The sequence below is a fragment of the Bradyrhizobium sp. MOS003 genome (assembly GCF_003020125.1).
Taxonomy (GTDB): Bacteria; Pseudomonadota; Alphaproteobacteria; order Rhizobiales; family Xanthobacteraceae; genus Bradyrhizobium.
Window position 1 is genome coordinate 54020 of the sequence record NZ_PYFW01000004.1, and the last position, 25609, is coordinate 79628.

The 25609-nt window shown below is 64.6% G+C and carries 27 protein-coding genes; 12 read left to right on the forward strand and 15 right to left on the reverse strand.

Features of this window, described 5'->3' with window-relative positions; translation table 11 throughout:
• The first annotated feature begins 213 nt into the window (after positions 1-213).
• Positions 214-2991: a DNA gyrase subunit A gene (gene gyrA / locus C7G42_RS19100; RefSeq protein WP_106950527.1), complete on the forward strand. Its 2778-nt coding sequence runs from the start codon at positions 214-216 to the stop codon at positions 2989-2991.
• A gap of 90 nt (positions 2992-3081) precedes the next feature.
• Here the strand turns inward: gyrA and C7G42_RS19105 are convergent, their stop codons facing one another.
• Both C7G42_RS19105 and C7G42_RS19110 read right to left on the reverse strand, forming a co-directional pair.
• Positions 3082-4935, reverse strand: a complete 1854-nt coding sequence (locus tag C7G42_RS19105) for a potassium transporter Kup (RefSeq protein WP_106950528.1) — start codon at positions 4933-4935, stop codon at positions 3082-3084.
• Between the two features lie 181 nt (positions 4936-5116).
• The gene (locus tag C7G42_RS19110) at positions 5117-5374 is read right to left on the reverse strand and encodes a hypothetical protein (protein WP_106950529.1); all 258 of its coding nucleotides are present in this window, start codon (positions 5372-5374) and stop codon (positions 5117-5119) included.
• Positions 5375-5633: 259 nt separating this feature from the next.
• Here C7G42_RS19110 and coaD point away from each other — a divergent pair, with 259 nt between their 5' ends.
• From coaD to queA, 5 genes are all read left to right on the forward strand, one after another.
• On the forward strand, positions 5634-6131 hold the full coding sequence (gene coaD, locus C7G42_RS19115; RefSeq protein ID WP_106950530.1) for a pantetheine-phosphate adenylyltransferase: 498 nt from the start codon (positions 5634-5636) through the stop codon (positions 6129-6131).
• Positions 6132-6167: 36 nt separating this feature from the next.
• The gene (locus C7G42_RS19120) at positions 6168-6731 is read left to right on the forward strand and encodes a peptidylprolyl isomerase (protein WP_106950531.1); all 564 of its coding nucleotides are present in this window, start codon (positions 6168-6170) and stop codon (positions 6729-6731) included.
• A gap of 9 nt (positions 6732-6740) precedes the next feature.
• Positions 6741-7166, forward strand: coding sequence for a UCP034077 family protein (locus C7G42_RS19125; RefSeq protein WP_106950532.1), 426 nt, complete (start codon positions 6741-6743; stop codon positions 7164-7166).
• A complete protein-coding gene (locus C7G42_RS19130; protein ID WP_018457987.1) occupies positions 7163-7627 on the forward strand; it encodes a peptidylprolyl isomerase in 465 nt (154 codons plus the stop codon). Before C7G42_RS19125 ends, C7G42_RS19130 begins: the two co-directional genes overlap by 4 nt.
• A 143-nt stretch (positions 7628-7770) precedes the next feature.
• Positions 7771-8844: a tRNA preQ1(34) S-adenosylmethionine ribosyltransferase-isomerase QueA gene (gene queA / locus C7G42_RS19135; RefSeq protein ID WP_106950533.1), complete on the forward strand. Its 1074-nt coding sequence runs from the start codon at positions 7771-7773 to the stop codon at positions 8842-8844.
• A gap of 123 nt (positions 8845-8967) precedes the next feature.
• Here queA and C7G42_RS19140 read toward each other — a convergent pair whose 3' ends face one another.
• From C7G42_RS19140 to C7G42_RS19155, 4 genes are all read right to left on the reverse strand, one after another.
• Positions 8968-10005 (reverse strand): aspartate-semialdehyde dehydrogenase, encoded by a 1038-nt coding sequence (locus C7G42_RS19140; protein ID WP_106950534.1) that lies wholly within the window; start codon positions 10003-10005, stop codon positions 8968-8970.
• Between the two features lie 232 nt (positions 10006-10237).
• Entirely contained in the window at positions 10238-10834 is a 597-nt protein-coding gene (locus C7G42_RS19145) for a PepSY domain-containing protein (protein ID WP_199581001.1), read from the reverse strand.
• Between the two features lie 251 nt (positions 10835-11085).
• On the reverse strand, positions 11086-11832 hold the full coding sequence (locus tag C7G42_RS19150) for a TetR/AcrR family transcriptional regulator (RefSeq protein WP_106950536.1): 747 nt from the start codon (positions 11830-11832) through the stop codon (positions 11086-11088).
• 120 nt (positions 11833-11952) lie between these two features.
• Positions 11953-13110 carry a patatin-like phospholipase family protein gene (locus tag C7G42_RS19155; protein ID WP_199581002.1) on the reverse strand — a complete coding sequence of 386 codons (1158 nt, stop codon included), beginning with the start codon at positions 13108-13110 and terminating at the stop codon, positions 11953-11955.
• 235 nt (positions 13111-13345) lie between these two features.
• Between C7G42_RS19155 and tgt the strand changes: the two genes are divergently transcribed.
• Positions 13346-14491, forward strand: coding sequence for a tRNA guanosine(34) transglycosylase Tgt (tgt, locus tag C7G42_RS19160; RefSeq protein ID WP_106950538.1), 1146 nt, complete (start codon positions 13346-13348; stop codon positions 14489-14491).
• Between the two features lie 15 nt (positions 14492-14506).
• Here tgt and C7G42_RS19165 read toward each other — a convergent pair whose 3' ends face one another.
• Complete coding sequence (locus tag C7G42_RS19165) at positions 14507-14725, reverse strand: hypothetical protein (RefSeq protein WP_106950539.1); 219 nt, start codon at positions 14723-14725, stop codon at positions 14507-14509.
• Positions 14726-14948: 223 nt separating this feature from the next.
• Here C7G42_RS19165 and cysK point away from each other — a divergent pair, with 223 nt between their 5' ends.
• On the forward strand, positions 14949-15926 hold the full coding sequence (cysK, locus tag C7G42_RS19170) for a cysteine synthase A (RefSeq protein ID WP_106950540.1): 978 nt from the start codon (positions 14949-14951) through the stop codon (positions 15924-15926).
• A 3-nt stretch (positions 15927-15929) separates the two neighbouring features.
• Positions 15930-16172 (forward strand): BrnA antitoxin family protein, encoded by a 243-nt coding sequence (locus C7G42_RS19175; RefSeq protein ID WP_106950541.1) that lies wholly within the window; start codon positions 15930-15932, stop codon positions 16170-16172.
• A gap of 150 nt (positions 16173-16322) precedes the next feature.
• Here C7G42_RS19175 and C7G42_RS19180 read toward each other — a convergent pair whose 3' ends face one another.
• The gene (locus C7G42_RS19180; RefSeq protein WP_106950542.1) at positions 16323-17750 is read right to left on the reverse strand and encodes a caspase family protein; all 1428 of its coding nucleotides are present in this window, start codon (positions 17748-17750) and stop codon (positions 16323-16325) included.
• A gap of 200 nt (positions 17751-17950) precedes the next feature.
• Positions 17951-18826, reverse strand: coding sequence for a DMT family transporter (locus C7G42_RS19185; protein WP_106950543.1), 876 nt, complete (start codon positions 18824-18826; stop codon positions 17951-17953).
• A gap of 161 nt (positions 18827-18987) precedes the next feature.
• Here C7G42_RS19185 and C7G42_RS19190 point away from each other — a divergent pair, with 161 nt between their 5' ends.
• A complete protein-coding gene (locus C7G42_RS19190; RefSeq protein ID WP_106950544.1) occupies positions 18988-19386 on the forward strand; it encodes a RidA family protein in 399 nt (132 codons plus the stop codon).
• A 52-nt stretch (positions 19387-19438) separates the two neighbouring features.
• Here C7G42_RS19190 and C7G42_RS19195 read toward each other — a convergent pair whose 3' ends face one another.
• The 3 genes from C7G42_RS19195 to C7G42_RS19205 all read right to left on the reverse strand — a co-directional run bounded on the left by C7G42_RS19195 (position 19439) and on the right by C7G42_RS19205 (position 21038).
• Positions 19439-19984 carry a hypothetical protein gene (locus tag C7G42_RS19195; protein ID WP_199581003.1) on the reverse strand — a complete coding sequence of 182 codons (546 nt, stop codon included), beginning with the start codon at positions 19982-19984 and terminating at the stop codon, positions 19439-19441.
• Complete coding sequence (locus C7G42_RS19200) at positions 19929-20279, reverse strand: hypothetical protein (RefSeq protein ID WP_106950546.1); 351 nt, start codon at positions 20277-20279, stop codon at positions 19929-19931. Before C7G42_RS19200 ends, C7G42_RS19195 begins: the two co-directional genes overlap by 56 nt.
• A gap of 171 nt (positions 20280-20450) precedes the next feature.
• Positions 20451-21038, reverse strand: a complete 588-nt coding sequence (locus C7G42_RS19205; protein WP_106950547.1) for a formyltransferase family protein — start codon at positions 21036-21038, stop codon at positions 20451-20453.
• An 881-nt stretch (positions 21039-21919) separates the two neighbouring features.
• Between C7G42_RS19205 and C7G42_RS19215 the strand changes: the two genes are divergently transcribed.
• Both C7G42_RS19215 and C7G42_RS19220 read left to right on the forward strand, forming a co-directional pair.
• Positions 21920-22177 carry a hypothetical protein gene (locus C7G42_RS19215; protein ID WP_106951046.1) on the forward strand — a complete coding sequence of 86 codons (258 nt, stop codon included), beginning with the start codon at positions 21920-21922 and terminating at the stop codon, positions 22175-22177.
• Positions 22178-22301: 124 nt separating this feature from the next.
• Complete coding sequence (locus C7G42_RS19220) at positions 22302-22652, forward strand: hypothetical protein (protein WP_106950549.1); 351 nt, start codon at positions 22302-22304, stop codon at positions 22650-22652.
• Between the two features lie 28 nt (positions 22653-22680).
• Here C7G42_RS19220 and C7G42_RS19225 read toward each other — a convergent pair whose 3' ends face one another.
• From C7G42_RS19225 to C7G42_RS19235, 3 genes are all read right to left on the reverse strand, one after another.
• Positions 22681-22983 carry a hypothetical protein gene (locus C7G42_RS19225; RefSeq protein ID WP_106950550.1) on the reverse strand — a complete coding sequence of 101 codons (303 nt, stop codon included), beginning with the start codon at positions 22981-22983 and terminating at the stop codon, positions 22681-22683.
• A 92-nt stretch (positions 22984-23075) separates the two neighbouring features.
• The gene (locus tag C7G42_RS19230) at positions 23076-25124 is read right to left on the reverse strand and encodes an acetoacetate--CoA ligase (RefSeq protein ID WP_106950551.1); all 2049 of its coding nucleotides are present in this window, start codon (positions 25122-25124) and stop codon (positions 23076-23078) included.
• A gap of 109 nt (positions 25125-25233) precedes the next feature.
• The gene (locus tag C7G42_RS19235; protein ID WP_094974025.1) at positions 25234-25461 is read right to left on the reverse strand and encodes a hypothetical protein; all 228 of its coding nucleotides are present in this window, start codon (positions 25459-25461) and stop codon (positions 25234-25236) included.
• Positions 25462-25609: the final 148 nt, after the last annotated feature.

Consider the following 25609-nt stretch of genomic DNA (forward strand, 5'->3'; position numbering starts at 1 on the left):
CGCCTCGACGGGGCACGTTAATCCGAGCATTGCCGAGGTCTCGGAAGGCGATTTTGGAAGGCCTGTTCCGGGTCCATCCAAGATGCTCCCCGTAAGACCGTAAGCTATTGGAAAAATAAGCGGAAAAAGCACTTCCCAAGACCCCCGCGAGGGTGGTTATCAGGGGCTCGATGCGTTATATGATTCCCAGATAAAACCTCACCGGATTTCCCCTTGGCTGACGACGACGACAAGCCCGGCGACCAGCCGGCGCAACCCTCGGATATTCGCCCCGTCTCCATCTTCGAGGAGATGAAGAAGTCCTATCTCGACTACGCCATGAGCGTGATCGTGGCGCGGGCGCTGCCCGATGCCCGTGACGGCCTGAAGCCGGTGCACCGCCGCATCCTGTTCTCGATGAACGAGCAGGGGCACACGCCCGACAAGAAGTACGTCAAATCCGCCCGCGTGGTCGGTGACGTCATCGGTAAGTACCACCCGCACGGCGACCAGTCGATCTACGACGCCATGGTCCGCATGGCGCAGGACTTCTCGATGCGTGTGCCGCTGATCGACGGCCAGGGCAATTTCGGCTCGGTCGACGGCGATCCTCCGGCGGCCTATCGTTACACCGAAGCGCGCCTGACCAAGGCCGCGCTGGCTCTGCTGGCCGACATCGACAAGGACACCGTCGACTTCCAGCCGAACTACGACAACAACGAGACCGAACCGTCGGTCCTTCCGGCCAAGTTCCCGAACCTCCTCGTCAACGGCGCCGGCGGCATCGCGGTCGGCATGGCAACCAACATCCCGCCGCACAATCTCGGCGAGGTCATCGACGCCTGCGTTGCGCTGATCGACAACCCCGCGCTCACCATCGATGAGCTCATCAACATCGTGCCGGGACCGGATTTCCCGACCGGCGGCGTCATTCTCGGACGGCAGGGCGTCCGCGCCGCCTATCACCTCGGCCGCGGCTCGGTCGTCATGCGCGGCAAGGTCGCGATCGAGTCCATCCGCAAGGAGCGCGAGGCGATCATCATCACCGAGATTCCCTACCAGGTGAACAAGGCGACGATGGTCGAGCGCATCGCCGAGCTGGTCAAGGAAAAGAAGATCGAGGGCATCGGCGACCTCCGCGACGAATCCGACCGCGACGGCTACCGCGTCGTCATCGAATTGAAGCGCGACGCCGTGCCGGACGTGGTGCTGAATCAGCTGTACAGGTTCACGCCGCTGCAGACGAGCTTCGGCGTCAACATGGTGGCGCTCGACAGCGGCCGTCCGCGGATCATGCATCTGAAGGACCTGCTGGCGATCTTCGTCGACTTCCGCGAGCGGGTCGTCACGCGGCGCACGAAGTACCTGCTCGCCAAGGCGCGCGACCGCGCTCACATCCTGGTTGGTCTCGCGATCGCGGTCGCCAATATCGACGAGATGATCCGGGTCATCCGGACTTCGCCCGATCCGACCACCGCCCGTGACACCCTGATGTCGCGCGACTGGCCGGCCCGGGACGTCGAGGACATGCTGACGCTGATCGACGATCCCCGTCACCGCATCAGCGCGGACGGCACGATCCGGCTGTCGATGGAGCAGGCAAGGGCAATCCTCGATCTCCGCCTGCAACGCCTCACCGCGCTCGGCCGCGACGAAATCCGCGAAGAGCTCGACAAGCTCGCCGGAGAGATCGCCGATTATCTCGACATCCTGCGCTCGCGCGAGCGCGTACTCGGCATCATCAAGACCGAGCTTGCCGAGGTGAAGGCCGAGTTCGCGACCCCGCGGCGCACGGTGATCATCGAGCAGGAAGGCGAGGTCGAGGACGAGGACCTGATCCAGCGCGAGGACATGGTCGTCACCGTCTCCCACGCCGGCTACGTCAAGCGCGTGCCGCTGTCGGCCTATCGCGCTCAGCGCCGCGGCGGCAAGGGCCGCGCCGGCATGCAGACCCGCGACGAGGATTTCGTCAGCCGGCTGTTCGTGGCCTCCACGCACACGCCGGTGCTGTTCTTCTCGTCGCGCGGCCAGGTCTACAAGGAGAAGGTCTGGCGCCTGCCGATGGCCGCGCCGAACGCGCGCGGCAAGGCGCTGATCAACATCCTGCCGCTGGAGCAGGGCGAGCGCATCACCACCATCATGCCGCTGCCCGAGGATGAATCCACCTGGGCCAACCTCGACGTGATGTTCGCCACCACGGGCGGCAACGTTCGCCGCAACAAGCTGTCCGACTTCGTCGACGTCCGCCGCTCCGGCATCATCGCGATGAAGCTCGACGAGAATGAAGCGATCGTGGACGTGCAGATCTGCACCGAGCACGACGACGTGCTGCTGACTACGGCCGCCGGCCAGTGCATTCGCTTCAGAGTCAGTGACCCTCGACCTGATAAGGATGGCGAGATCAAAGAGCACGGCGTTCGGGTCTTCGGTGGTCGAACCTCGATGGGTGTTCGAGGCATCTCGCTTGAAGATGACAAGGTCATCTCAATGTCGATTTTACGTCATGTCGAGACCACGTCGGATGAGCGCTCGGCCTATCTAAAGATGCGCCGCGCGATGGCCGGCGAGGCTGCGGCAGAGGAGCCCGCTGCGGATGACGCGGAAGAGACCTCCGGCAGCTTCCAGCTTACCCAGGAGCGCTATATCGAGATGTCGGCGCAGGAGCAGGTCGTGCTGACCGTCTCCGTCAACGGCTACGGCAAGCGGACTTCCTCCTACGAGTACCGCACCACGGGCCGCGGCGGCAAAGGCATCGTCGCCATGAGCGTCAACAACCGTAACGGCAACCTCGTCGCGTCCTTCCCCGTGGAGGACGCCGATCAGATCATGCTGGTCACCGACAAGGGCCAGCTGATCCGCTGCCCGGTCGAAGGCATCCGCATCGCCGGCCGCTCGACGCAAGGCGTGATCGTGTTCGACACCGCCGAGGACGAGCATGTGGTCTCGGTCGAGCACATCACGGAAGAGGCGGAGAGCGGGAACGGCGCGAATGGAGAGTCGAACGGGGAGTGAGGCGTCACTGCCGTAGCCCGGATGAGCGCAGCGATATCCGGGACCCATCTCCACGCATGTCGCTCCGCTCATGCGGGCAACGTGCTCACGCTAGATCTCCAGCTCCGTGCCGAACTCCACGACCTGCTTGGTCGGCACGCCGAAGAATGCGGCGGAGCGTTCGGCGTTGCGCTGGAGGAAGGCGAACACGCTTTCGCGCCAGACCCACATGCCCGGGACGTCCTCGCGCGGAATGATGGTCTCGCGGCCGACGTAATAGGTGATGTCGGAGAGGTCGATGCCGGGCAGCTTGCCCTGGCGGCAGACGAGATTCAGTCCCTCATAGATCGTCGGGTTCTGCATGAAGCCGTAATGCAGGACCACGCGGGTGATGCCGGGGATGATTTCGATCACCTCGGCGCGCTCCTCCTCGGGGATGTGCGGCAGCTCCTCGATCAGCACGGTGACCAGCAGCACGCGTTCGTGCAGCACGCGGTTGTGCTTGACGAATTGCGTCAGGGCCAGCGGCACGCCCTTCGGCGCCGCCGCCAGGAACGCGGCCGTGCCGGGCAGCCGTGCGCTGCACTTGTTGACAGCGGTCTCGATCAAATCCTCTTCCGGCTGGCGCAGCTTCGCGCGCGCAGTCTCGACCAGCTTCACGCCGGCGCGCCAGGTCAGCATCAGGAAGGCGACGAGGCCGGCGAGCAGCAGCGGAAACCAGCCGCCCTCGAACAGCTTGATCGAGTTGGCAGAGAAGAAGATCAAATCGATCACGAAGAAGAAGCCGTTGACCGCAACGACGAGCCAGGGCGAAAAACCCCACTGGATCGCGAGCAAGGCGGCGAGCAGCGTGGTGATTGCCATCAGCAGCGACACCGCGATGCCGTAGGCGCCGGCCAGCGCGTCCGAGGTGCCGAAGCTCAGGACCGCGCCAAGCGTTGCGGCAGCGAGCAACCAGTTCACCAGCGGCACGTAGATCTGGCCGATGGCGTCGCTCTGGGTGTGGCGGATCTGCATGCGCGGCAGGAAGCCGAGCTGGATCGACTGCTGCGTCAGCGAAAACACGCCGGAGATGATCGCCTGCGAGGCGATCACGGTCGCCACCGCCGAAAACGCGACCAGCGGATAGTGCAGGGCGTCGGGGCAGAGCTGGAAGAACGGGTTCTCGATCATCGTGGGATCGGTGATGAGCAGCGCGGCCTGGCCGAAATAGTTCAGCACCAGCGCCGGAAGGCAGATTGCGAACCAGGCAAGGCGGATCGGGAAGCGACCGAAATGCCCCATGTCGGCGTACATGGCCTCGCCGCCGGTCACCGCCAGGAAGGCCGCTCCGAGGATGGCGAAGGAGACGTGGAAATCCTGGTGGATCAGGAACTCGAAAGCATAGAGCGGGCTGAGCGCCGCCAGCACCGCCGGCGCCTTGACGATGCCGTGGATGCCGAGCGCTGCGAGCACGACGAACCAGGCCAGCATCACCGGTCCGAAGATGCGACCGATGAAGCCGGTGCCCTGTTTCTGTATCATGAACAGGCCGATCAGGATGGCGACGGTCACGGGCACCACGGCAGGCGCAAGCGAGGGGGCGTCGACCTTGAGTCCCTCGATCGCTGAGAGCACCGAGATTGCCGGCGTGATCGCACCGTCGCCATAGAGCAGCGCGGCGCCGACGAGCCCGACGACAAGCAGATGGGCGCGCCATGTCCCGGGTTTGGCGTGGCGGGCATGGAGCAGCGCCAGCAGGGCGACGATGCCGCCTTCGCCGCGGTTGTCCGCGCGCAGGATCAACAGCGCATATTTCAGCGAGATGATCAGCAGCAGCGCCCAGAGGATCAGCGAGGCAACGCCCAAGACGGCCTCGGGGGTGACCGTGGCCCCGTGCGCGGCCGCCTTGGCGGCTTCCTTCAGGGCATAGAGCGGGCTGGTCCCGATATCGCCATAGACCACCCCGAGGGCGCCCATGGTCATTGCTATCGGCAGCGGGGCGGGAGGATGGCCGGAAGCGACAGCGGGTGTACTGGACAATGGCAACCCCCCGATGGGATCGCGTCCCACGGGCCATTCCGCCGGGGCGCGAGCATCAAGCAGTCTGCGACGGGACGTCGCAAAACTCCATCGGGATTATGTGACGTGGAGCTGACAGGCCAGCCTACGGGGTCCGGTTCGCGGTCACGAGGCGCGCCTCGCGGACGTTCGCCTTGGTGCCGGCCTTGCGCAGGCACGAGGCCTCGAAATTCGGCCAGGCCTGCTGCGAGCAATCCTTGCCGATGGTGCGGATATCGAGCCGGTCGCTCTTGGCCAGCGGCTGCGGCACGCTGGCTTCCACTTTCGGGGCGAAGCCGGGCAGAAGGGTGAGGGCGGCGGCAACAGACGCAGACAGAGCGATCGCCGAGAGAGCCTTGATCATTTGACAGTCCCCTGTGATGCGGCCGCTACGCCCAGTATGCGGCCCGTCGTTCGTTGGCCGGATTAGTAACCATGGCCAGTTTCCGGACGTCTTCGCCGGCACGGGAAATGGTTTCGTGTCCGCGCCCCTTTGTTTCGTGGTCGCCCAAGGGACGAAACAAACCGGCCATTGCCGGCGCGGTCGGCGGGATATTTCGGTGGGGCTGGCTGGGGAACCCGCCCGGCTTGCCGGGCAGGGCCGGGCGGGGTAGGAGGGAGCCATGCCGCGCATTGCCTTCTATCCCGGTTCCTTCGACCCCATCACCAACGGCCATCTGGACGTGGTCCGCCACAGCGTTTCGCTGTGCGACAGGCTCGTTGTCGCGATCGGGGTCCACCCCGGCAAGAAGCCGCTGTTTTCAACCGAGGAGCGGCTGCAGATGCTCCATGACGTCTGCGGGCCGCTGGCGACCCAGGCGGGCTGCGTGCTCGAAGCGGTGACCTTCGACGATCTGGCAGTGACCGCAGCACGCAAGCACGGTGCCACCATCATGATCAGGGGTCTGCGCGACGGCACCGATCTCGATTACGAGATGCAGCTCGCCGGCATGAACGGGGCCATGGCGCCCGAGGTGCATACGGTGTTCCTGCCGGCCTCACCCATGGTTCGCCCGATCACCGCCACTTTGGTGCGCCAGATCGCCGGCATGGGCGGGGACGTCTCGGCCTTCGTCCCGCCGCAAGTTGCGGCACAGCTCAAGGCAAAATTCGCCGCGTAACGGCGCTTCCTTCTTTCTCTCTGATCCGGAGTTGTCATGATCCGAATTCTCGCAGTTCTTGCCGCGCTTCTGTTCGCGGTGCCGGCGGTGGCGCAGCAATTGCCGGCCAATCTCGACAAGGCCAACGCCATCGTCATCGACACCACCAAGGGCCGCATCGTCATCAAGCTGCGGACCGACCTCGCGCCCCAGCATGCCGAGCGCATCAAGCAGCTGGCGCGCGAGGGCTTCTACAACAACGTGCCGTTCCATCGCGTCATGGACGGCTTCATGGCGCAGACCGGCGACGGCCAGAACTTCAACGGCACCGGCGGATCGAAATATCCGAACCTGAAGCAGGAATTCTCCAAGGTGCATTTCGCGCGCGGCATCGTCGGGATGGCCCGGCGCGGCGACAGCGTCGACACCGCCAACTCGCAGTTCTTCATCATGTTCGCCGACGGCGGCAGCCTCGATAACCAGTACACCGTGATCGGCGAGGTCGTGCAGGGCATGGATGTCGTCGACAAGCTGAAGAAGGCTCCCCCCGGCTCCGCCGGCGGCGCCGTGACCGATCCCGACAAGATGGTGAAGGTGCAGGTCGCCGCCGACATCAAATAGGAGATTGCGATGGCGCGCTGTGGCAGCAAGCTCCTGCTGATTGCCGCATTGCTGCTGTTCGGCCTGTCCGGTGCGGCCGCCGAGGATGGGCAGGTCAACACCATCCAGGACATCTTCCGGCATCTGCGCACCTGCTGGAAACCGCCGCCGGTCGCCAAGGCCCGCCCACTCGACATCACCGTCGTCGTGAGCTTTAACCGGTCCGGCGACATTCTGGGCCATCCGAGGATCTCCTATGAATCCGCGGAGGCCACCGACAATGACCGGCTGCAATACCGGATCGCGGTGATGGAGGCGTTGCAACGCTGCACGCCGATGCCATTTACCGATGCAATGGCGGGCGCTGCCGCGGGACGTCCATTTGCGATCCAGTTCCGCAGCCGCAAAACGTCACCCGACAAGACTTCACCTCCAACGCAAGAGAGACGAGCATGAGCGCCACCGAAAACACCCTGATCCTCGAGACCACGCAGGGCCCGGTCACCATCGAGATGCGGCCCGATCTCGCGCCCGGCCACGTCGCGCGCATCAAGGAACTGGTTCGCGAGGGCTTCTACGACGGCATCGTGTTCCACCGCGTGATCGACGGCTTCATGGCGCAGACCGGCTGCCCGCAGGGCACCGGCACCGGCGGCTCGGGCCAGAAGCTCAAGGCCGAGTTCAACAAGGAGCCGCATGTGCGCGGCACCACCTCGATGGCGCGCGCCGCCAGCCCGGATTCCGGCGACAGCCAGTTCTTCATCTGCTTCGACGACGCCCGTTTCCTCGACAACCAGTACACGGTGTGGGGCAAGGTCACCGAGGGCATGGAGAACGTCGACAAGATCAAGCGCGGCGAGCCGGTGCAGAACCCCGATAAGATCGTCAAGGCGCGGATGGCCGCGGACGCGGCGTAAGCGCTCGACCCTCATCCTGAGGACCGCGGAACGCGCGTCTCGAAGGATGAAGGCCCCGCTGCTGCGGGTCGGCCTTCATGGTTCGAGACGGCGCTAGCGCGCCTCCTCACCATGAGGGTTTGGCTGTCGCGCCAAGCACCGACATGCGCACCGATCTTTTCGATTTCGATCTGCCCGCCGAGCGCATCGCGTTGCGCCCGGCGAGCCCGCGCGACTCCGCGAAGATGCTGGTCGTGCAGAACGGCGCGCTGCGCGACCAGACCATCGCCGACCTGCCGTCATGGCTGCAGGCAGGCGACCAACTCGTCGTCAACGACACCAAGGTGATCGCAGCGCAGCTGAAAGGCCGCCGCATCGGGCGTGAGACCGAGCCGAAGATCGAGGCGACGCTGATCAAGCGGCTCGACGGCTCGCGCTGGCAGGCGCTGGTGAAGCCAGCGAAGAAGCTCGCGGCCGGCGACCGCATCCGCTTCGGAAATGAAGGCAAGGTCTGCCTGCTCGGCCATCTCGATGCCGAGGTCGAAGCCAAGGGCTTAGAGGGCGAAGTGACACTGTCGTTCTCGTTCCACGGCCCGGCGCTGGACCAGGCCATCGCCGATCTCGGCAGCCCGCCGCTGCCGCCCTACATCGCCTCCAAGCGCACGCCCGACGATCAGGATCTCGCCGACTACCAGACCATGTTCGCGGCGAACGAAGGCGCGGTCGCGGCGCCGACCGCGGGCCTGCACTTCACCCCGGCGCTGGAGCAGGCGCTGCGTGAGCGCGGCGTCGGCGTCAACCGCGTGACGCTGCATGTCGGGGCAGGGACGTTCCTGCCGGTGAAGGTGGACGACACCGAGGGCCACAAGATGCATGCGGAGTGGGGCACGATCTCGGCCGAGACGGCGGAGCGCCTCAACAGTGCGCGAAAGAACGGCGGCCGCATCGTTGCCGTCGGCACCACGTCATTGCGCCTGCTCGAGAGCGCGGCGCGCGAGGACGGCACGATCCAGCCGTTCGCGACCGAGACCTCGATCTTCATCACGCGCGGCTATCGCTTCCGCGCGGTCGATATTTTGATGACGAATTTCCATTTGCCGAAGTCGACGCTGTTCATGCTGGTGTCGGCGTTTTCGGGACTGGAGACGATGAAGCACGCCTATGCCCACGCGATTGCGAACGGGTATCGGTTTTATTCGTATGGCGATGCGTGCTTGCTGTTTCGGGCGGACGGTTAGCGCCGGCGCGGTAGGGTGGGCAAAGCGAAGCGTGCCCACGTCTTTTTGAATAAGGGCGAGAGCGGTGGGCACGGCGCTTGCGCGCCTTTGCCCACCCTACGATACCGGTTGCTACGACATACGTTACGCCATCACCCGCTGCGGCAACAACTCCGCGATCTGCACCGCATTCAGCGCCGCGCCCTTGAGCAATTGATCCGCCGCCACGAACATCGAGATCGAATGTCCTGAGGGATCGCTCAGATCCTTGCGGATGCGGCCGACCAGGACGTCGTCCTGGCCCGAGGCGTCGATCGGCATCGGGAAGTAGTTCTTGGCGCGGTCGTCGACCACCTTCACGCCGGGCGCCTGCGCCATGATGGCGCGGACCTGGTCCTCATTGATCGGCTTCTCGCACTCGAAGGTGATGGCCTCGCAATGGGCACGCAGCACCGGCACGCGCACGCAGGTGACGCCGATGGCGATCTTCTCGTCCTCGAAGATCTTGCGGGTCTCCTTGATGACCTTGGTCTCTTCGTCGTTGTAGCCGGTGTCGGGGTCGATGGCGGTGTTGTGGTTGAAGAGGTTGAAGGCGTAGGGATGCGGCATCACCTTCGGCGTATAGACCTGCCCGTTGAGATTGGCGCGCGTGGATTCGACCAGCTCCTCCATCGCGGCGGCGCCGGCGCCGGACGCGGCCTGATAGGTCGAGATGATGACGCGCTTGATACGGTTCTTCTGATGGATCGGCCACAGCGGCACCAGCGCGGTGATGGCGGCGCAATTCGGATTGGCGATGATGCCCTTGTGGTCGCGAATGCGGTTGGAGTTGATCTCGGGGATCACCACCGGCACGTTCGGGTCCATGCGAAAGGCCGAGGAATTGTCGACCACGACCGCGCCCGACTTGACCGCGATCGGCGCGTACTTCCTGGAGATGCTGCCGCCGGCGGAGAAGAGCGCGATATCGACGCCCTCGAACGAGCGCTCATTGAGCTCTTCGATGACGACGTCCTTGCCCCGGAACGACACCGTCTTACCGGCCGAGCGGGCGCTCGCCAGCGCCTTCAGCTTGCCGACGCGAAAGCCGCGCTTGTCCATGGTGGCGATGAATTCGGCGCCCACCGCACCGGTGACGCCGACAATCGCGACGACGGGATCGTTACTCACTTTGTCCTCCATTGCGTTTGAAATTCAGACAACAAAAAAGCCCCGGACCATCATGGGCGGGGCTTCGGTAGAGCAGATTGCGTTCTAGTCGACGACTACGCGCGCACGCCTCCCCGGGCCCCTGAGGCCGTGGTGGTTTTGGTCGTGCGTTTGGTGGTCGTGAACATGGCGGCGACTTATGCGGCAGAGTCTTGCGTCCGTCAATGCCCTTTCGCCCCGGTCGGTGCCGGGGGCCGGACTCCCGCTATTTGGCGCCCGGCGGCTCGAGGGTGACCTCCTTGAGATCGTCGCCGCTGACGACGACGATCGAAAAATTGAGCCGGCCGCGCTCGCGCACCAGGCCGCCGCTGATCGCCTTGCCCGAAGCGGCGCGTTCGGCGACGCGCACGGCCTCGGCGAGGCGGTGCCTGATCGCACCGAGCGCTGCGAGGTTGTCGCGGTCCTCGTGGTCGAGCTCGGCGAGGGGAAGGGCGGCTTCGCCGCCGACCAGCTCGCCGGTCGTCGCATTGATGGTGTGGCGCCAGATCCGGTCGTTGTGCAGGGTCTTCACACGATACACCGGGACCCCCGCGGCCCCGTCGAAACTCACATCCGCCGTGGTGGCGCCGGCGTGCCGGGCTTCGGCAATCGACATCGCCTGGCTGATCGAGATCGACGAGCTGCGGAAGCGCTCGATCTCGCGGCTGATGGCCCGGCGATCGGCCTCGGCATCACCATCTGTGTCGCTGTGAAGGGCGGTCGGCGTGCCCGCGGAGACGATTGCCCGGGCCGGCGCGCCGATGAGGAGCGCGGACAGGGCGGTCGCAAGCAATCGCGAGATGTGTCGTTTGGCGTTCGTCATGCTCGAAACCCTCGGCCAGCGAGTGTGCCGGATGATCGTAAAGAATTCGCGGCCGGCCTTGGGCGTCGGCCGGCCGCGGAACGTCGTGTCCGGGCTGTACCCGGCACGGCGATCTAGCGGTACGGGCCACCTTTGGGGCTGGTGAAAAAAGCGGTCCGTATCGCTTATAACTAAACCATACCGTATCGTTTTATTTTGGTCAATCGCGCAGGCGGGTTCCGTTGCGGTAAGCGGGCAATCTCACGGAATTGTCAGCGGGTGGGGCGTCGCCGCGACGAGCCTTTGGTGGTGGCCTGGACGCGGTCGGCAGGTCCCAGCGCACCGGCAAGGAACAGCTTTATGGCCGTGCGCATGCGTTTTTCGGCGGGCTTCATCTCGAGCGCCGTTCCGAACGTCGCCAAGCGGTGGGTGTGACCGACGACCACGTCGAGAAAAACCTCGGCTGCGATGGTGGTGTCCTCGATGTCGAGCGCGCCCTGCGCTACCAGAGCGTCGAAGAAGCGCGCGGTGGCGTCGACCGCCTTGAGCCAGCCTTCCTCCTTGCCGAGTTTGGCGACATCCGGGAAGTTGATCGCCTGCGACGTCATCATGCGGCTGAACGCGACGGCATCGGGTCCGCAGGTGAATGTCAGCATTTCGCGTCCGATCTCGACCAGGCGCTGCTCGACCGAGATGTCGGAGGCGCTGGAGAGCTGCGTTTCGGCGGCGGCCGACAGCGGCGCAAGCCAGCGCGCAATCTCGCGCCTCAGCACGGCGGCAAACAGGCCGCGCTTGTCGCCATAGCGGGAATAGACGGTGGGCTTGCTGACCCGGGCCGCTTCCGCGACCGCGTCGAGCGAGGTGGCGTCGAAGCCGCGGTCCAGGAACAGGCGGGTGGCGACCTCGATCAGCCGCTGGTCGCGCTCGATGGCGGCGGTTTTCGTCGGCCGGCCGCCGCGGGATTTCGGCACCTCGCGCCGCGGCACAGCCGGTTTTGTCCTGGTCGCAGTCAATCCCATGCCCGCTGATTCCTGCGCGTTTCTGACAGTCGTTCTATATCGCGCAGGAGCCGGGGCGTCATGGCGAATTTGGCCGAATTGGCCGCATCGTCAACGGTTTCGGCAGGGCCTCGTTCCGTCTCACGGCACCGTCGAGCTCCAGGCCTGACCGGCAGCGGCCTTGTCATATCCGTATTGGTAGAGCGCCCGCATGTAGCCGGTGTCGAATCCTTCCGAGGGCGGCGCCGGGTACTCTCGCGCGATGTAGGAGAGGTGGAAGCCGAGACGGTTGCGCTTGGCGAAATCGTAAGTCGAGAAGATGATCGAACGCGTCTGCGACTGGGTGATCGCCGACAGGCTGCGCGAGGCGACGTCGATGGTGCCGTTGGAGACCAGTTCGAAATTGCGTTCGATCTTCTTGTTGACGAGGATGTAGATGTCCAGCTTGGCGCTGCCCGGCAACCGGCTGCCCTGGAACAGCAGGGCTTCCGGCAGCGTCAGCACCGGCGCGGTCACGCCGCCGTCGACATGCATCTCCTGAAACTTGCGGCCCTCGCCCTCGGCGTCGATCATGATCGGCGGAAACACCAGGGGAATGCTGGCGGAGGCCGCCATCACGTCGCGAAACAGTTTCAGCGCTTCGGGCGTTCCGACCGCGGCGATCTTGCCCATGTCCCAGATCGCGGTGCGCTGGGTGTCGAGATCGGTCGTCACCACCAGCAGCTTCCGGCCCTTGGCATTCTCGCGCGCGACTTGCGCCATGAGCTCCGGCCCGACATAGCGCGCCACCAGCTCGCGCAGCCGTGTGTTGCCGAACAGGCCGGATCCGAACAGCACGCGCATGATGCTGGGATCGTTCAACAGGCTCTCGGCGATGCCGCTGGTGTAGACCTCCTTCAGCGTGTCGTCGTACTGCGAGCCGAGAAACGCGAACGGCGCGATCAGGCCGCCGGTGCTCACGCCCGAGACGACAGAAAAGGTGGGACGGGTTCTGGTCGCGGTCCAGCCGTTGAGAACGCCGACGCCGTAGGCGCCATCGGCGCCGCCGCCGGACAGCGCCAGATAGGACCTCGTTGCGGTGCCGGTGTCCTTCTCGAAGCTGAATTTGCTGACGGGGTCGTCGGCGTAGCGCCTGAGGCCGTCGATATCGAGCACGCGCGATGTGCTGGCCTCCGCGGCCGTGTAAGGCGTACGGGGCAGGGAGGTGCAGGCGCCGAGCACCAGGCTGCACGTCAGAACCAGAAATGCGGTCAGGCGTGCGCCTGCCTGCCTTTTCCGGCCACGCGAGGGGCCGGGCATGTCAGTCGAACCTGAAGGGTAGGGCATTGTCGGTGGCTGGCGATCACGCATCTACCGCCGCCGGCACATTTGCCGCGGCATCCCGTCCAGCCCCATCGGTAAAACTACACGGTATCGTTTTGTTTAGCAAGAGCAGCGGCGCGTAACCTCTGGCTCCATTCTGTCCCAGTCTGAGGCACCGGGGGCGCCGACGGGCGGGTTGATCGGCTTGCTCCGACACGCAATAAGCACGGCCATGAATCCGGACCATGACCTTCCCAATCACTTTGAATTGCTCGGCACTGATGGTGCTGCGCGGACCGGACGCCTGACCACGCCGCATGGCGTGGTGCGCACCCCCGCCTTCATGCCGGTCGGCACCGCCGGCGCCATGAAGGGCATGCACTGGCGCGAGGTGCGCGATGCCGGCGCCGACATCGTGCTCGGCAACACCTATCATTTGATGCTGCGTCCGACTGCCGAGCGGATCGCGGCGCTCGGCGGCCTGCAGAAATTCACCGGCTGGAACGGGCCGATGCTGACGGATTCCGGCGGCTTCCAGGTGATGTCGCTGTCGGACCTGCGCAAGGTCACCGAGAACGCCGTCACCTTCCGCTCGCATATCGACGGCGCCAAGGTCGAGCTGTCGCCGGAGCGCTCGATCGAGGTGCAGCGCTTGCTCGGCTCCGACATCGCCATGCAGATGGACGAGTGCGTGCGGTTGCCGGCCGAGCGCGCCGACATCGAGCGCGCGATGCAATTGTCGCTGCGCTGGGCCGAGCGCTCGAAGCGCGCCTTCGAGAGCGCGCCCGACGGCTACATGCTGTTCGGCATCGTGCAGGGCGGCGACATCCCGCAGCTTCGTCACGCGAGCGCGCAAGGCCTCGTCGAGATCGGCTTCCATGGCTATGCGATCGGCGGCCTCGCCGTCGGCGAGCCGCAGGCGGTGATGCTGGCGATGATCGACGAGACCGCACCATTGCTGCCGAAACAGCGCCCGCGCTATCTGATGGGCGTCGGCACGCCCGACGACATCCTCGAAGCCGTCAAGCGCGGCATCGACATGTTCGATTGCGTGATGCCGACGCGCAATGGCCGGCACGGCGTCGCCTTCACGCGCTTCGGCCAGGTGAATTTGCGCAACGCGCGCCACGCCGACGATTCCCGTCCGCTCGATGAGGAGAGCTCGTGGCCGTCGGCGCGCAATTGCGCGCGCGCCTATCTGCATCATCTCGTCAAGGCGGGCGAGACGCTCGGAGCGATGCTGCTGTCCGAAATCAATATCGCTTACTACCAGTTCCTGATGCAGGGCATCAGGGAAGCGATTGCGCAGGGAAGGTTCGACGAGTTCTATCAGCGTACGCGCGCGGACTGGGCGAGGGGCGATATCGCCCCGCGCTAGATCAATGGTCCAAGCTCAATTGCACACCATCCGCTGCTTCACGGCGTGCTTGGTGACGAAGCCGTAGCCGCAATTGTCGCAGGTCCAGAGATAGCTGATCACGTGGTCGGAGACGTAGGCGGATGCTTCGGCGGCGACCATGGAGTCGGCGCAGACGGGACAGGTCGGCAGCTCGCTGCAACGCGGATCACGCCTTAGCGCTACGGTCGACATCACTTCAGCGACTGCTGACATCGTGGTGACCTCCCTGCTTCAAGACCTAAGCCTAACATAGGCCGAATCAGTTGACGAGGTCGCAACACAAATGCGTTGGTTTTCTGCAAATTAAAGCTCACGCGATTTTGCGATGCAGCGTATTTAACATGTGCGGCATTGCCGCTTGCGTGTCGCCATAAGCTGTCTCTTACTGCGCAAGAGCCGCGACAGAATTGAAAATTGTCGTCACAGGGAGTTCATCATGGACGTATCGTCCACCACGGGTGCAGCGCACCAACCCGGCCGCGGCCGAATCTATGACTCGATCGTCGATGCCTTCGGCAATACGCCGACCGTGCGGTTGCGTCGGCTACCCGGCATGCACGGCGTGAACGCGACCATTTTGGCAAAACTTGAATATTTCAATCCGGCCGCAAGCGTGAAGGATCGCATCGGAGCGGCCATGATCATCGCGATGGAGAAGGCGGGCATCGTCAAGCCGGACACCGTGCTGATCGAGCCGACCTCCGGCAATACCGGCATTGCACTCGCTTTCGTCGCGGCGTCACGCGGCTACCGGCTCAAGCTGGTGATGCCGGAATCGATGTCGATCGAGCGGCGCAAGATGCTGGCTTTTCTCGGTGCCGAGCTGGTGCTGACGCCGGCAGCGCAGGGCATGAAGGGCGCGATCGCCGCCGCCGAAGAGCTGGTGAAGACGACGCCGAACGCGGTGATGCCGCAGCAGTTCAAGAACCTCGCCAATCCCGAGGTGCACCGCCGCACCACCGCGGAGGAGATCTGGAACGACACCGGCGGCAATATCGATTTCTTCGTCGCCGGCGTCGGTACCGGCGGCACGATCACCGGCGTCGGCCAGGTGCTGAAGCCGCGCAAGGCCTCGCTGCGCGTGGTCGCGGTCGAGCCGGAAGAGAGCCCGGTGTTATCGGGCGGCCAGCACACGCCGCACAAGATCCAGGGCATCGGCGCCGGCTTCGTCCCCGACATCCTCGACCGCGCCGTGATCGACGAGGTCGTGAAGATCAACTCGACGACGGCGATCGAGACCTCGCGCGCGCTGGCGCGGCACGAGGGCATTCCGGGCGGCATCTCGTCGGGCGCCGCGATCGCCGCCGCGCTCGAGATCGGCAAGCGGCCGGAAGCGGCGGGAAAGACCATTCTGGCAATCGTGCCGTCGTTCTCCGAGCGGTATCTTTCGACAGCACTGTTTGAGGGAATCTAGGACATGGCGGATCAACCACCGAGGCGGCCGCGCACGCTTGGCGATGCCAGGACGGAGGCCGAGGCGGCGTTCAAGAAGGTGACGGCCAAGGTCGCGGTCGCGCCGCCGAAGCCGAACGTGGCGCCGGGGGTCCGGGAGCAGGTGACGCTGCGCATCGATCAGGACGTGCTGGAGTTCTTTCAGGAGGGCGGCCCCGGTTGGCAGGACCGCATCAACGAGGCGCTGCGCAAGGCCGCGGGGAAGTAAGTCCCGATCAATGCGGGTCTGGCTGGATGCTGAGATGTTCGGATAAGCCCGTCTCTAACGTCGCAATGACGGCATACGCAGCAACACCGTCATACTAACGGAAAAAGCCCGGCGCGAGCCGGGCTTTATGCTATCGATCTCGTTTTCGTATCAGCGGCGGAACATGCCGCCCATCATGCCGCCGACGACACCGCCGACGAAGGCCGCACCGGCGGCGTCGCCGGGGTTGCTGCGGTGTTGCGGAGCCGGTGCGGGCGCGCTCTGAGGGGCGCTGGCGGCGCGCCGAGCCGGCTTCTGGCTCGTGTCGCTCGCCGTCGCCGGGGCAGCCACGACCTCCGAGAGCAGGGCCTTGTGCTGGTTCTTGTTGAGGTAGCCTGATGAGGGATAGCCGCGCGCCGTCTGCCAGCGCTTGAGCACGGATCGCGTCTCGTCGTCGAACGCGCCGGTCTGCTTGGTGTCGAAGCCGAGCGCCGTAAGTCGACGTTGCACGTCGCGGCGCTTGTTCTTGTCGAGGCCGATCTGGTCCTCGGTGATTTGGGTAGCCTCATCGGTGAAGGTTGCGGGATCGATGCCGGCGTTGAGCGTGCGGGTTGCGGTCGAAGGGCCGCTCTTGATCGCGGCGAGGCGCGCCAGCGCCAGCGCCTTGAACTGACCGTTCGGATAGGCGGCGAGATAGGCGTTGAGCTCTTCCGCCTTGTTGGACTCCTTCACCGAGCGCCAGTATTCGAGCTCGACGCCGTCCGAGCCGCCGGTCGCTGCCGGCACGATGCCAGAAGCGGTCGGAGCTGCGTTGGCGACCTGCGTCGTCGGAGCCTGGTTGAGATAGACCGCGCCGGTCAGGTTGGTATGACCCCAGGGCAGTTGGCCTTTGCGGGTCTCCTCGTTGACCTGGGCGCGTACCGACGTCATTGCCTGCTGGATCTCGACGCCGGGCTTGGTGATGTTGTCGATCAGCGCGCGGGTGAAGGGGCTGTTGTTGCCCTCCTGGCCGTCGAGCGCGGTCTGGCCCGGCCCGGTGGCGAAGGCGATCAGCGTGCCTTCGCCGGACTTCATCTCGGCAAGGCCGCTCTGCACGTTGACGCTGCGGGTCGCGGAGTTCGACTTGATCTTGGCGGCGAACGGATTGTCGCGGCAGGCGTCGAGGAAGACGAGCTTGACCTTGGCGTCGCCCATGGTCTGTTCGAGCGTCAGGTCGATGTTGATGGCTGCGCCGAGCTTGACGTCCATCTCCGACTTGATGTCGGCATCGACGGGCAGGAGATAGTTGCTGCCGCTGACGGCGATGCCGTGGCCGGCGTAGTAGAACACGGCGACGTCGGAGCCCTGCGCCTTGCGGCCGAAGTCCAGCAACTTCTCGGTCATCTGGTCGCGAGTGAGGTTGGATCCTTCGATCACCTCGAAGCCGACATTGCGCAGCGTCGATGCCATCGCCTTGGCGTCGATCGGCGGGTTCGGCAATTGCGCGACGTTCTTGTAGGAGCCGTTGCCGACGACGAAAGCGACGCGGCGGTCGGCCTTCGCGGCACTGACCGACAGCGCCATGCACATCAGCGAAGCGAGGAGGGTGAGATAGCGCATCTGAAATCCCCAGAATCGAATTGCAGGCAGCAACAAATTGGCAACGAACTTACACGAAGTGCCCGACCTCGTGCCACCAAAACGGCGGTCCGGTGCGTACAACCCGCTGCTGTGTGGCCGAATGTGCACGATGGGAGTACCTCCCAACGTGATCCAAATCACACGGCCACTTTGATTTGTCGCGCGAGGCCGTGCCAGGTTCACGGAGCGCGGGCGGGAACCGCGGGCGCCGGCTTCAAATTCAGGAGATTGCCGCACAGGATCAGCGCCGCACCGAGTACGGTCCAGGCGTCGAGCCGCTCGGAGTAGAGCAGCCAGCCCGCGGTCGCGGTCAGCGGCACCCGGAGGAAGTCCATGGGAACCACGATCGTTGCGTCGGCGTATCGCAGCGCGCTGGCAAGGCAATAGTGCGAGAAAGTGCCGCAGACACCGATGACAACCAGCCAGCCCCAGAGATAAGCCGACGGCCAGGTCCAGACGAAGAGCGTCGGCAGCAGGCCCACGACCATCTGCACAACGATCATCCAGAACAGGATCGACAGCGCGCTTTCGGTCCGGGTCAAGGACTTTGCCAGAATCATGGAAATGCTGAAGCCGATCGCGGCGCCAAGCGCGATCAGTTGGCCCGGATTGATCTCGCTGGTGGCAGGTCGCACGATCATGACGACGCCGACGATGCCGAGCACGACCGCGGCGATCTTCCAGACCGTCATGCGCTCGGAGAGGAACGTCGCAGCCAGCACGGCGGTCCAGATCGGCATGGTGAACTCGATCGCCACCACTTGGCCGATTCCGATCAGCGTCAGTGCGTAGAACCAGCCGAGTTGCGCGAAATAATGCACCCCGTTGCGAGCAAGATGTTGCGGCAGGCGTCTGGTCGCGACCGCCTTGAAGCCGTCCGCGCGGTAGATGAATGGCAGGAGCAGCGTGAAACCGATCACCGAACGCACTTCCATGATCTGGAAGACGTTGAGCTCACGCGTGGTCTCGCGCCCGGCAACGGCCATGACGAGCATCAGCGACAGCCAGCCGGCCATCCACAAGGCAGCCATCGTTTTGGACGGGGTCGCGCTCATCGAGGCGGGTGCAGGGGAATGAGAAGGGACGGGAATGTGAAAGGACGGCCGGTATCGGCGACATCGCCGCCGTTTGCAACGGCAAATCTGCGGATGCAGCGATGCAGGGCGACGTGCTAAGGCATCAACGAACAACGACAAAAAACGGGAGAACTTCGCTCATGCAGATCCTGCAGCCGGCCGAATGGAAAAAACCGCGCGGCTTCTCTCACGGCGTTGTGGCGGAAGGTCCTGGCCGCTGGGTGGTTCTGGCCGGCCAGACCGGCGGCGACGAGGCCGGCAATTACGCCCCCGACATGGCGGCGCAGGTCGGAACCGCGCTGAAGCGGATCATCAAGCTCCTCGGCGAGGCCGGCGCCGGTCCCGAGCACATCGTCCGCCTGACCTGGTACCTGACCAGCCGCAGCGAATATGAGGCGGCCGGTGCCGGCATCGGCGCCGCCTGGAAGGAAACGCTCGGACGCAATTTCCCGCCGTCGACGCTGCTCTATATTGGCGGTCTCGTAGACGAGCGGGCCAAGGTCGAGATCGAGGTCACGGCGTTCGTGCCGGTCGCATAAAAAAATCGATCCGGCGCGGGCGCCGGATCGATTGTAAATTGCCTGTGTCGGCTTAGCGCGACAGCGATATGTTGGCGCCGCGGAACTGGCTGTCTGCGCGCATTGTGACAGTCTGCTTGTTGCCGCTCGTCTTCAGCGCGATGTTGGCGTTGAAGCCGGCTGCCGAGGCGACCACGTCGAAGCTCCCGCCGCCGCCACGGCCCTGGAGCGAGCCGGAGATATTGCGGCTGGCCTCGGACCAACTGCCGGTGATGGCGCTGCCCTCGGCCTTGACGTTGGCCCCGAGGTTGAACTTGTAGGCATCGCTGGCACAGGTCAGCGACATCTCCAGGGTCGGGCCGATCGGGGCATATTTGGCCCGGCAGCGGATCCGCTCGGTCGAGCCGTCATCCAGCGTCACGACACCGCCGCCGCTCCAGTTGCCTGCCATCGGGGCAAACGGGCCGGACTGGGCCTTGCTTTCGGAGTTGACGATCCCTGCCGCAAACAAAACGGCGGCCGTGATCAGCAGCCGCCGGTTCCGGGCGCGAGCCTCGATTAGTTTATTGGCGCGATGCTTCCCACCGCCCGCTGCACGGTATGCCTGCAGATGCTCCATTCCACTTCCCCGATCCGGCGTTGCCGTTGAGTTGACCGTTAGCATATGCACCATTGATCGAAACTTTCACAAGTCCCGCGCTACCGATGGTGCCGGAAACGTTAGCGCCGGGCGCGGTGATCCTGCCGTCGGCAACCGTCAGCATGGAGCTTGCAGTCGGCTCGCAGGTGCCACTCTTGGTGACGATGACGACCTGCCAGTTGCCGTCGTAGGGGCTCTGGGCGAGGGCGGGAGCGGCGAGGGTGCCGGTCAAAACTGAAGCGGCACAGAACGCCGCGATGCGACCAAAACGCATGAATTCCGTCCTTGAATTTGTCTGATATGCTGACGCTTATTCGGACGAAATGTGACGGAAATTTGTTGCAACGCAAATCGAAATTTGTTCCTTTGCAAACAATGGTTTATTTGCGTTCCGGGGTCCAATTTTCGAAGTGGAATCAAGGCCGCCACACATTAAGGGTAAACGTCAGGACAGACTCGGTGCGGACGTCGCGAACTGCTCGTCCTGAGCCTTGGACGGAAGCGCCTTGTGGACCTTGGCATAATCGACCACGTCGGCTAGCAATTTGAGGCCGAGCGGAGCGAGCGCGCGCTCCCAGAGCTCGCGGGCGGTTTCGCCTTTCCTGACGAAGCACCAGTCCTGTGCGGCGATGGCGCCGGCGTCCATGCGGTCGGCGAGATGATAGATCGTGCCGCCGGCGATCGGATCGCCTTCCTTGATCGTCCATTCCACGGCGGCCTTGCCGCGGTGGCGTGGCAGCAGCGAGGGGTGATAGCCGATCCCGCCCAGCTTGGCGGCCGCAAGCGCGTCCTTGCCGATCCGGGCGTGGCTGTGCGCCGTGATGATCAGATCGGTATCGGGAGCAATTTCGGAGGCCACCACCAGCTTCGGATTGGCCTGGACCACCACCTCGATGCCGGCCGCCTTGGCGGTCGAGGCAAGGCGATCCTCGGCGTCGGCGACGACGACTCGGACGATCGAGACGCCGTGCTCCCGGAGCATGTTCAGGGTGGTCACGCCGAAATGGCGGGAGCCGACGAGGGTAATGCGCATGGGTGTCCGATCCGGTCTCGCAACTGCGTCATCCCCCGATAACACGTCCGGACGCCCTGTCACCCCCCGCGCGGGGTTTGCCCCGGTTATCAACAATGTGCCGGCGCGGACGCGATGAATTCCGCGATTGCGCAGGCGGCCGTTCCGGTGCTGCATACGTGTATTGGACGGCTCGGGAGCGAATGCATGCGAGGCGCCGGCTTGTCGTTTTCGCGACGCTGATTGTGGGCTCTCCGGCCCAAGTCGGCGGGCCATACCCCGCTGTGCCGTCCGAGACCGGGGTCGCGCCGTTCGTGGGGCCGAGCTGGGACGCCTTTCGTTGCGTCGGAGAGCCGGTCACCAATTTCTATCACGGTGCCTATTACGGCGAGGAGCCGCCGGCGCTCTCTCGTGGCTACGCTTACCGGCCGTACTGACATCCGCGCACCTATTTCTGCGTCACGGACTGAAGCGAGAGGGATCAAGATGGATCGTCACCCCGCGTCAGGTGTTGTGATCACGAGCTTTGAAAGCCGCTGCGCCCTTATCCGGAACCATGCTTTGGCGTTGCCGCGCGGCCACGGTGGGGCGGCAAGGGGCCGATAAGTCGGTTCCTGTGTTTCTTTTTTAACAGAGGTGAGCCGGACCGGCTGATAAGAGTGCGCCTACCGGGGCTGGCGACATTTCAACCCGCATCCGTTTTTAACCCGGCTTGGGCCGCTGGCGCATTCGTCAGCGGCCTTTTCAATGCCGCGCATCACGACTCCATCCGGCGGTAACACGATCTCAACCAGCTTGGCGTATCGACTAAACCGTCGCGGATTTGTATTGCGTACCGCGACACCGAAATTGCCTCGCCGGCCTTTGTGCGCCGCGCGGGCCATTTCGCCGGGACAGATTTCATGCCGAGCGCCATTGAGCAGATCGTCGACAGCTATGTGCGGCTGAAGAACCGGCGCGGGCTCGACGAGCTGATGATGCACAGGCAACGGCTCGCGGTCGATCTGAAGAGCAGGTCCGGCGGCTATGATTTCAGCCTGCCGATCGGCCAGATCGACGAGGAGATCGCGATCATCGAGGCCGGTCTCAGCCGGCTCAAGGCCGAAAATTCCAAAACCTCTAGCGGCGGGAGCGAGGCGAACTCTCGCGAGGACTGGTGACGACGCATCGTCGCAGTCCGGGACCGGTTCATGCATGGTTCAGGCCGGCCATGTCTCAATCCCCGGGTTGTTTCGTGGGACACGAATCCTGCTAGGCTTGTCCCCGTGATCTGGAGGAGATGTCATGATCGAGCTTGCGTTGGCCGGCCTGTTGGCAATTGCAACCGTGCCCGCGGCATCGCCGGCACCCATGGTGGAGCAAGTTCAGTTCAGGGCTGCTCCGGGCGGACGATGCCCGGACGGCTATGATTTCAACCACTCGAACGGCCGCTGCTATCCCAACGGCTATCATGCGCCGGGCGTCTACACGCGGAATCCCGGGCCGCACGAATACTATGGAAACTATGGGGGCAATGGAGGCTATGGAGGCTATGGACGACGCGGCGGGCTCTGCCCGGACGGCTTCGCGTACAATTACGCGGACGGTCAATGCTACCGCAACGGCCGCCAACCGCCTGGACTGTACGGGCGATAATTGATCGCCGTGCTGAGGGCGGGCGCGCTCAGTCGCGCCGGCCGCCGTCGATCACCGTAAACAGCGGCCGCGACGAAGTCGGCTCGACCAGCAATTCCTCCACCAGCGCGGTGGCTGCATCGACATATTTGCGTGTCGGCTTGTCCAGGGGGCGCTTGGCCTCGTCGTCGAGCGCGATCTTTGCGGCTTCGACCAGCTTGCGCATGCGCGCCGCGTGGTCGTCGCCCGCCGTCAGAGTGGCGCGCGCCAGCGAACGCAGCACGAACAGCTCGCCCTCGAGGCGGAGCAGGCGGTCGTTGAGCCTGGTAAGGACGGCGTTGAGGTCGGCCATGTCTGCTGTTCGGCGCGGAGGATCCGTCCTGATCTAGCGGCGATCGGTGAACGGAGTCCAAACGGCATTGACGCAATTGGGGTGATCTGCCGTCACGCCGCGGTCCGCGCCAGATAGTCGCGCGCGAAGGCGAGATACCAGTCGAGGCAGGCGGGGTTGGCCATCGCTTCCTTGTTGATGACCTTCTCGACGGGATGGCCGAGCAGAAGCTTCTTGATCGGCAATTCCTGCTTCTTGCCGGAGAGCGTGCGCGGGATCTCGGCGACGGCAAATATCTCGTTCGGCAGGAATCGGCGGGAGAGGCCGGTCTCGATCGCCTTGTTGATCCTGGCCTGCATCGCGGCGTCGAGTGCGACGCCGTCGCGCAGCACCACGAACAAGGGCATGTAGCTGTCGCGGCCGAGATATTCGAGGTCGACGACCAGGCTGTCGAGCACCTCAGGCAGCGCCTCGATCGCGGAATAGAGCTCGCTGGTGCCCATGCGCAGGCCATGGCGGTTGATGGTGGCATCGCTGCGGCCATAGATGATGCAGGAACCATCAAGGTTGACCTTGAGCCAGTCGCCGTGCCGCCACACCGGTCCGCGGCCGCTGCCGTCGAAATTGTCCGGATAGGTCTCGAAATAGCTGGCGCGATAGCGTGCGCCGTCCTTGTCGTTCCAGAAATACAGCGGCATCGACGGCATCGGCTCGGTGCAGACGAGCTCGCCGACCTCGTCCGTGACGGCGCGGCCCTGTTCGCTGAAGGCTTCGACGGACGCGCCCAGCAGGCGGCACTGCATCGCGCCGGGCGTTTGCGGCAGTTCGCGATTGCCGCCGATGAAGGCGCCCGCGAAATCGGTGCCGCCGGAGATATTCGCCCACCAGATGTCGGCTTGCGCCTTGCTGCCATTGGTCTTCGACAGCGCTGCAAAGCGGTCGTTGAACCAGGCTTGCGTGTCGGCGCTGAGCGGCGAGCCAGTCGAGCCGAGGCAGCGCAGTCGCGACAGATCGCCGGCGGCGGCAAGATCGACCTCGGCCTTGGCGCAGTTGGCGAAGAACGCCGCACCCGCGCCGAAGAAGGTCGCCTTCGACTGCGCGACGAAGCGCCACAACGTGGTCCAGTCCGGTTTGTCCTTTGCGCCGCCGGGGCTGCCGTCGAAGATGCAGCAGGTGGTGCCGCTGAGCAGGCCGCCGACCTGTGAGTTCCACATGATCCAGCCGGTCGACGAGTACCAGTGATAGCGCTCGCCGAACGAATTCGGGTGATAGGAGCAGCCGATGTCGTTGTGCAGGCCGAGCAGCGCCAGCACCACGATGACGATGCCGCCATGGCCGTGCACGATCGGTTTCGGCAGGCCGGTGGTGCCGCTGGAATAGACGATCCAGAGCGGATGATCGAACGGCAGCCACATCGGCTCGAACGCATCGATCGCAGTGCTCGTCCTTGCGAGGATGTCGGAAAGCAGAGCCTCCGGTGCGGCAGGCGCAACGGTCTCGCTGTGCAGGATCACATGCTCGACACTGGGCAGCGCACGCCGCAGCTCGGCAAAGACATCGCGCCGGTCGTGCCGCCGGCCGGCATAGGTGACAGCGTCGCAGGCGATCAGCACTTTGGGCTCGATCTGCTTGAAGCGGTCGATCACGGCGGGCGCGGCCATGTCGGGCGCGCAGACACTCCAGACCGCACCGAGGCTGGCGGTTGCGAGAAACGCGATGATGGTCTCGGGGATATTGGGCAAATAGGCGGCGACGCGGTCGCCGGGCTTGATGCCCTGGTCCTTCAGGTGCAGCGCGAGTGCGGCCGCCTTGCGCCGCAATTCCGGCCAACTCGTCTCCGTCAGCCTGCCGTCTTCACCGGCGCTGACGATGGCGGGCAGGCCGGCGGCATCAGCCGCCGCGACATGCCGGAACACCTGCCGGGCATAGTTGACCTGCGCGCCAGGAAACCAGACCGCGCCCGGCATCCTGCGCTCAGCGAGCACGGCCGCGAACGGCGTCGGTGATTGCAGATCGTAATAGTCCCAGATGCTGCGCCAGAAGCCGTCGGGATCGCGCACCGACCATCGCCGCATGTCCTCGTAATCAGCAAAAGTGAGGCCGCGCTGCTCGGCGAGCCAGTTGCGGTAGAGGGAGATCTGGGGAACGAAGGGAGCGGACATTGGCCATCGGCTTCAGTTGCGGGGCGGAGAGTCTAACTGATGCCGCAGAGGAGCAGAAGCCACAGTTCACGCAGGCTGCAATGACGCGGCGGAGGCGTCGTGCCTCAGCCTACCATTCGACGTCGGCCCAGCGCCTGCCGAACACGGGCGGCCTCGTCTTGACGGCCTGCCAGCCGAAGAAATGATGCTTGCCGGACCAGGCGTGCACCATGCCGCTGCAGATGCTGCATTTGAAGCTGCCTGTGTGGGCCTCGCTGTGCTCTTCCCTGGTCGCGGTGTAGTTCATGCCGCAACCTGCACAGGTGAATTCTTCGATCGTCCAGATGCTGTTGGCCATTTGCACGGAATGGTTTTTGTTGACCTCGACCCACGGTAGTCACCGGCGTTTGCAGTGGCGTAAATCGGCGCGGGGAAATCCGGTTAACGGGCGTTAGCCAAGCCCGGCCGCCGCTATCGCGGGTCATGCGAGATCAGCGCGGCTTCGC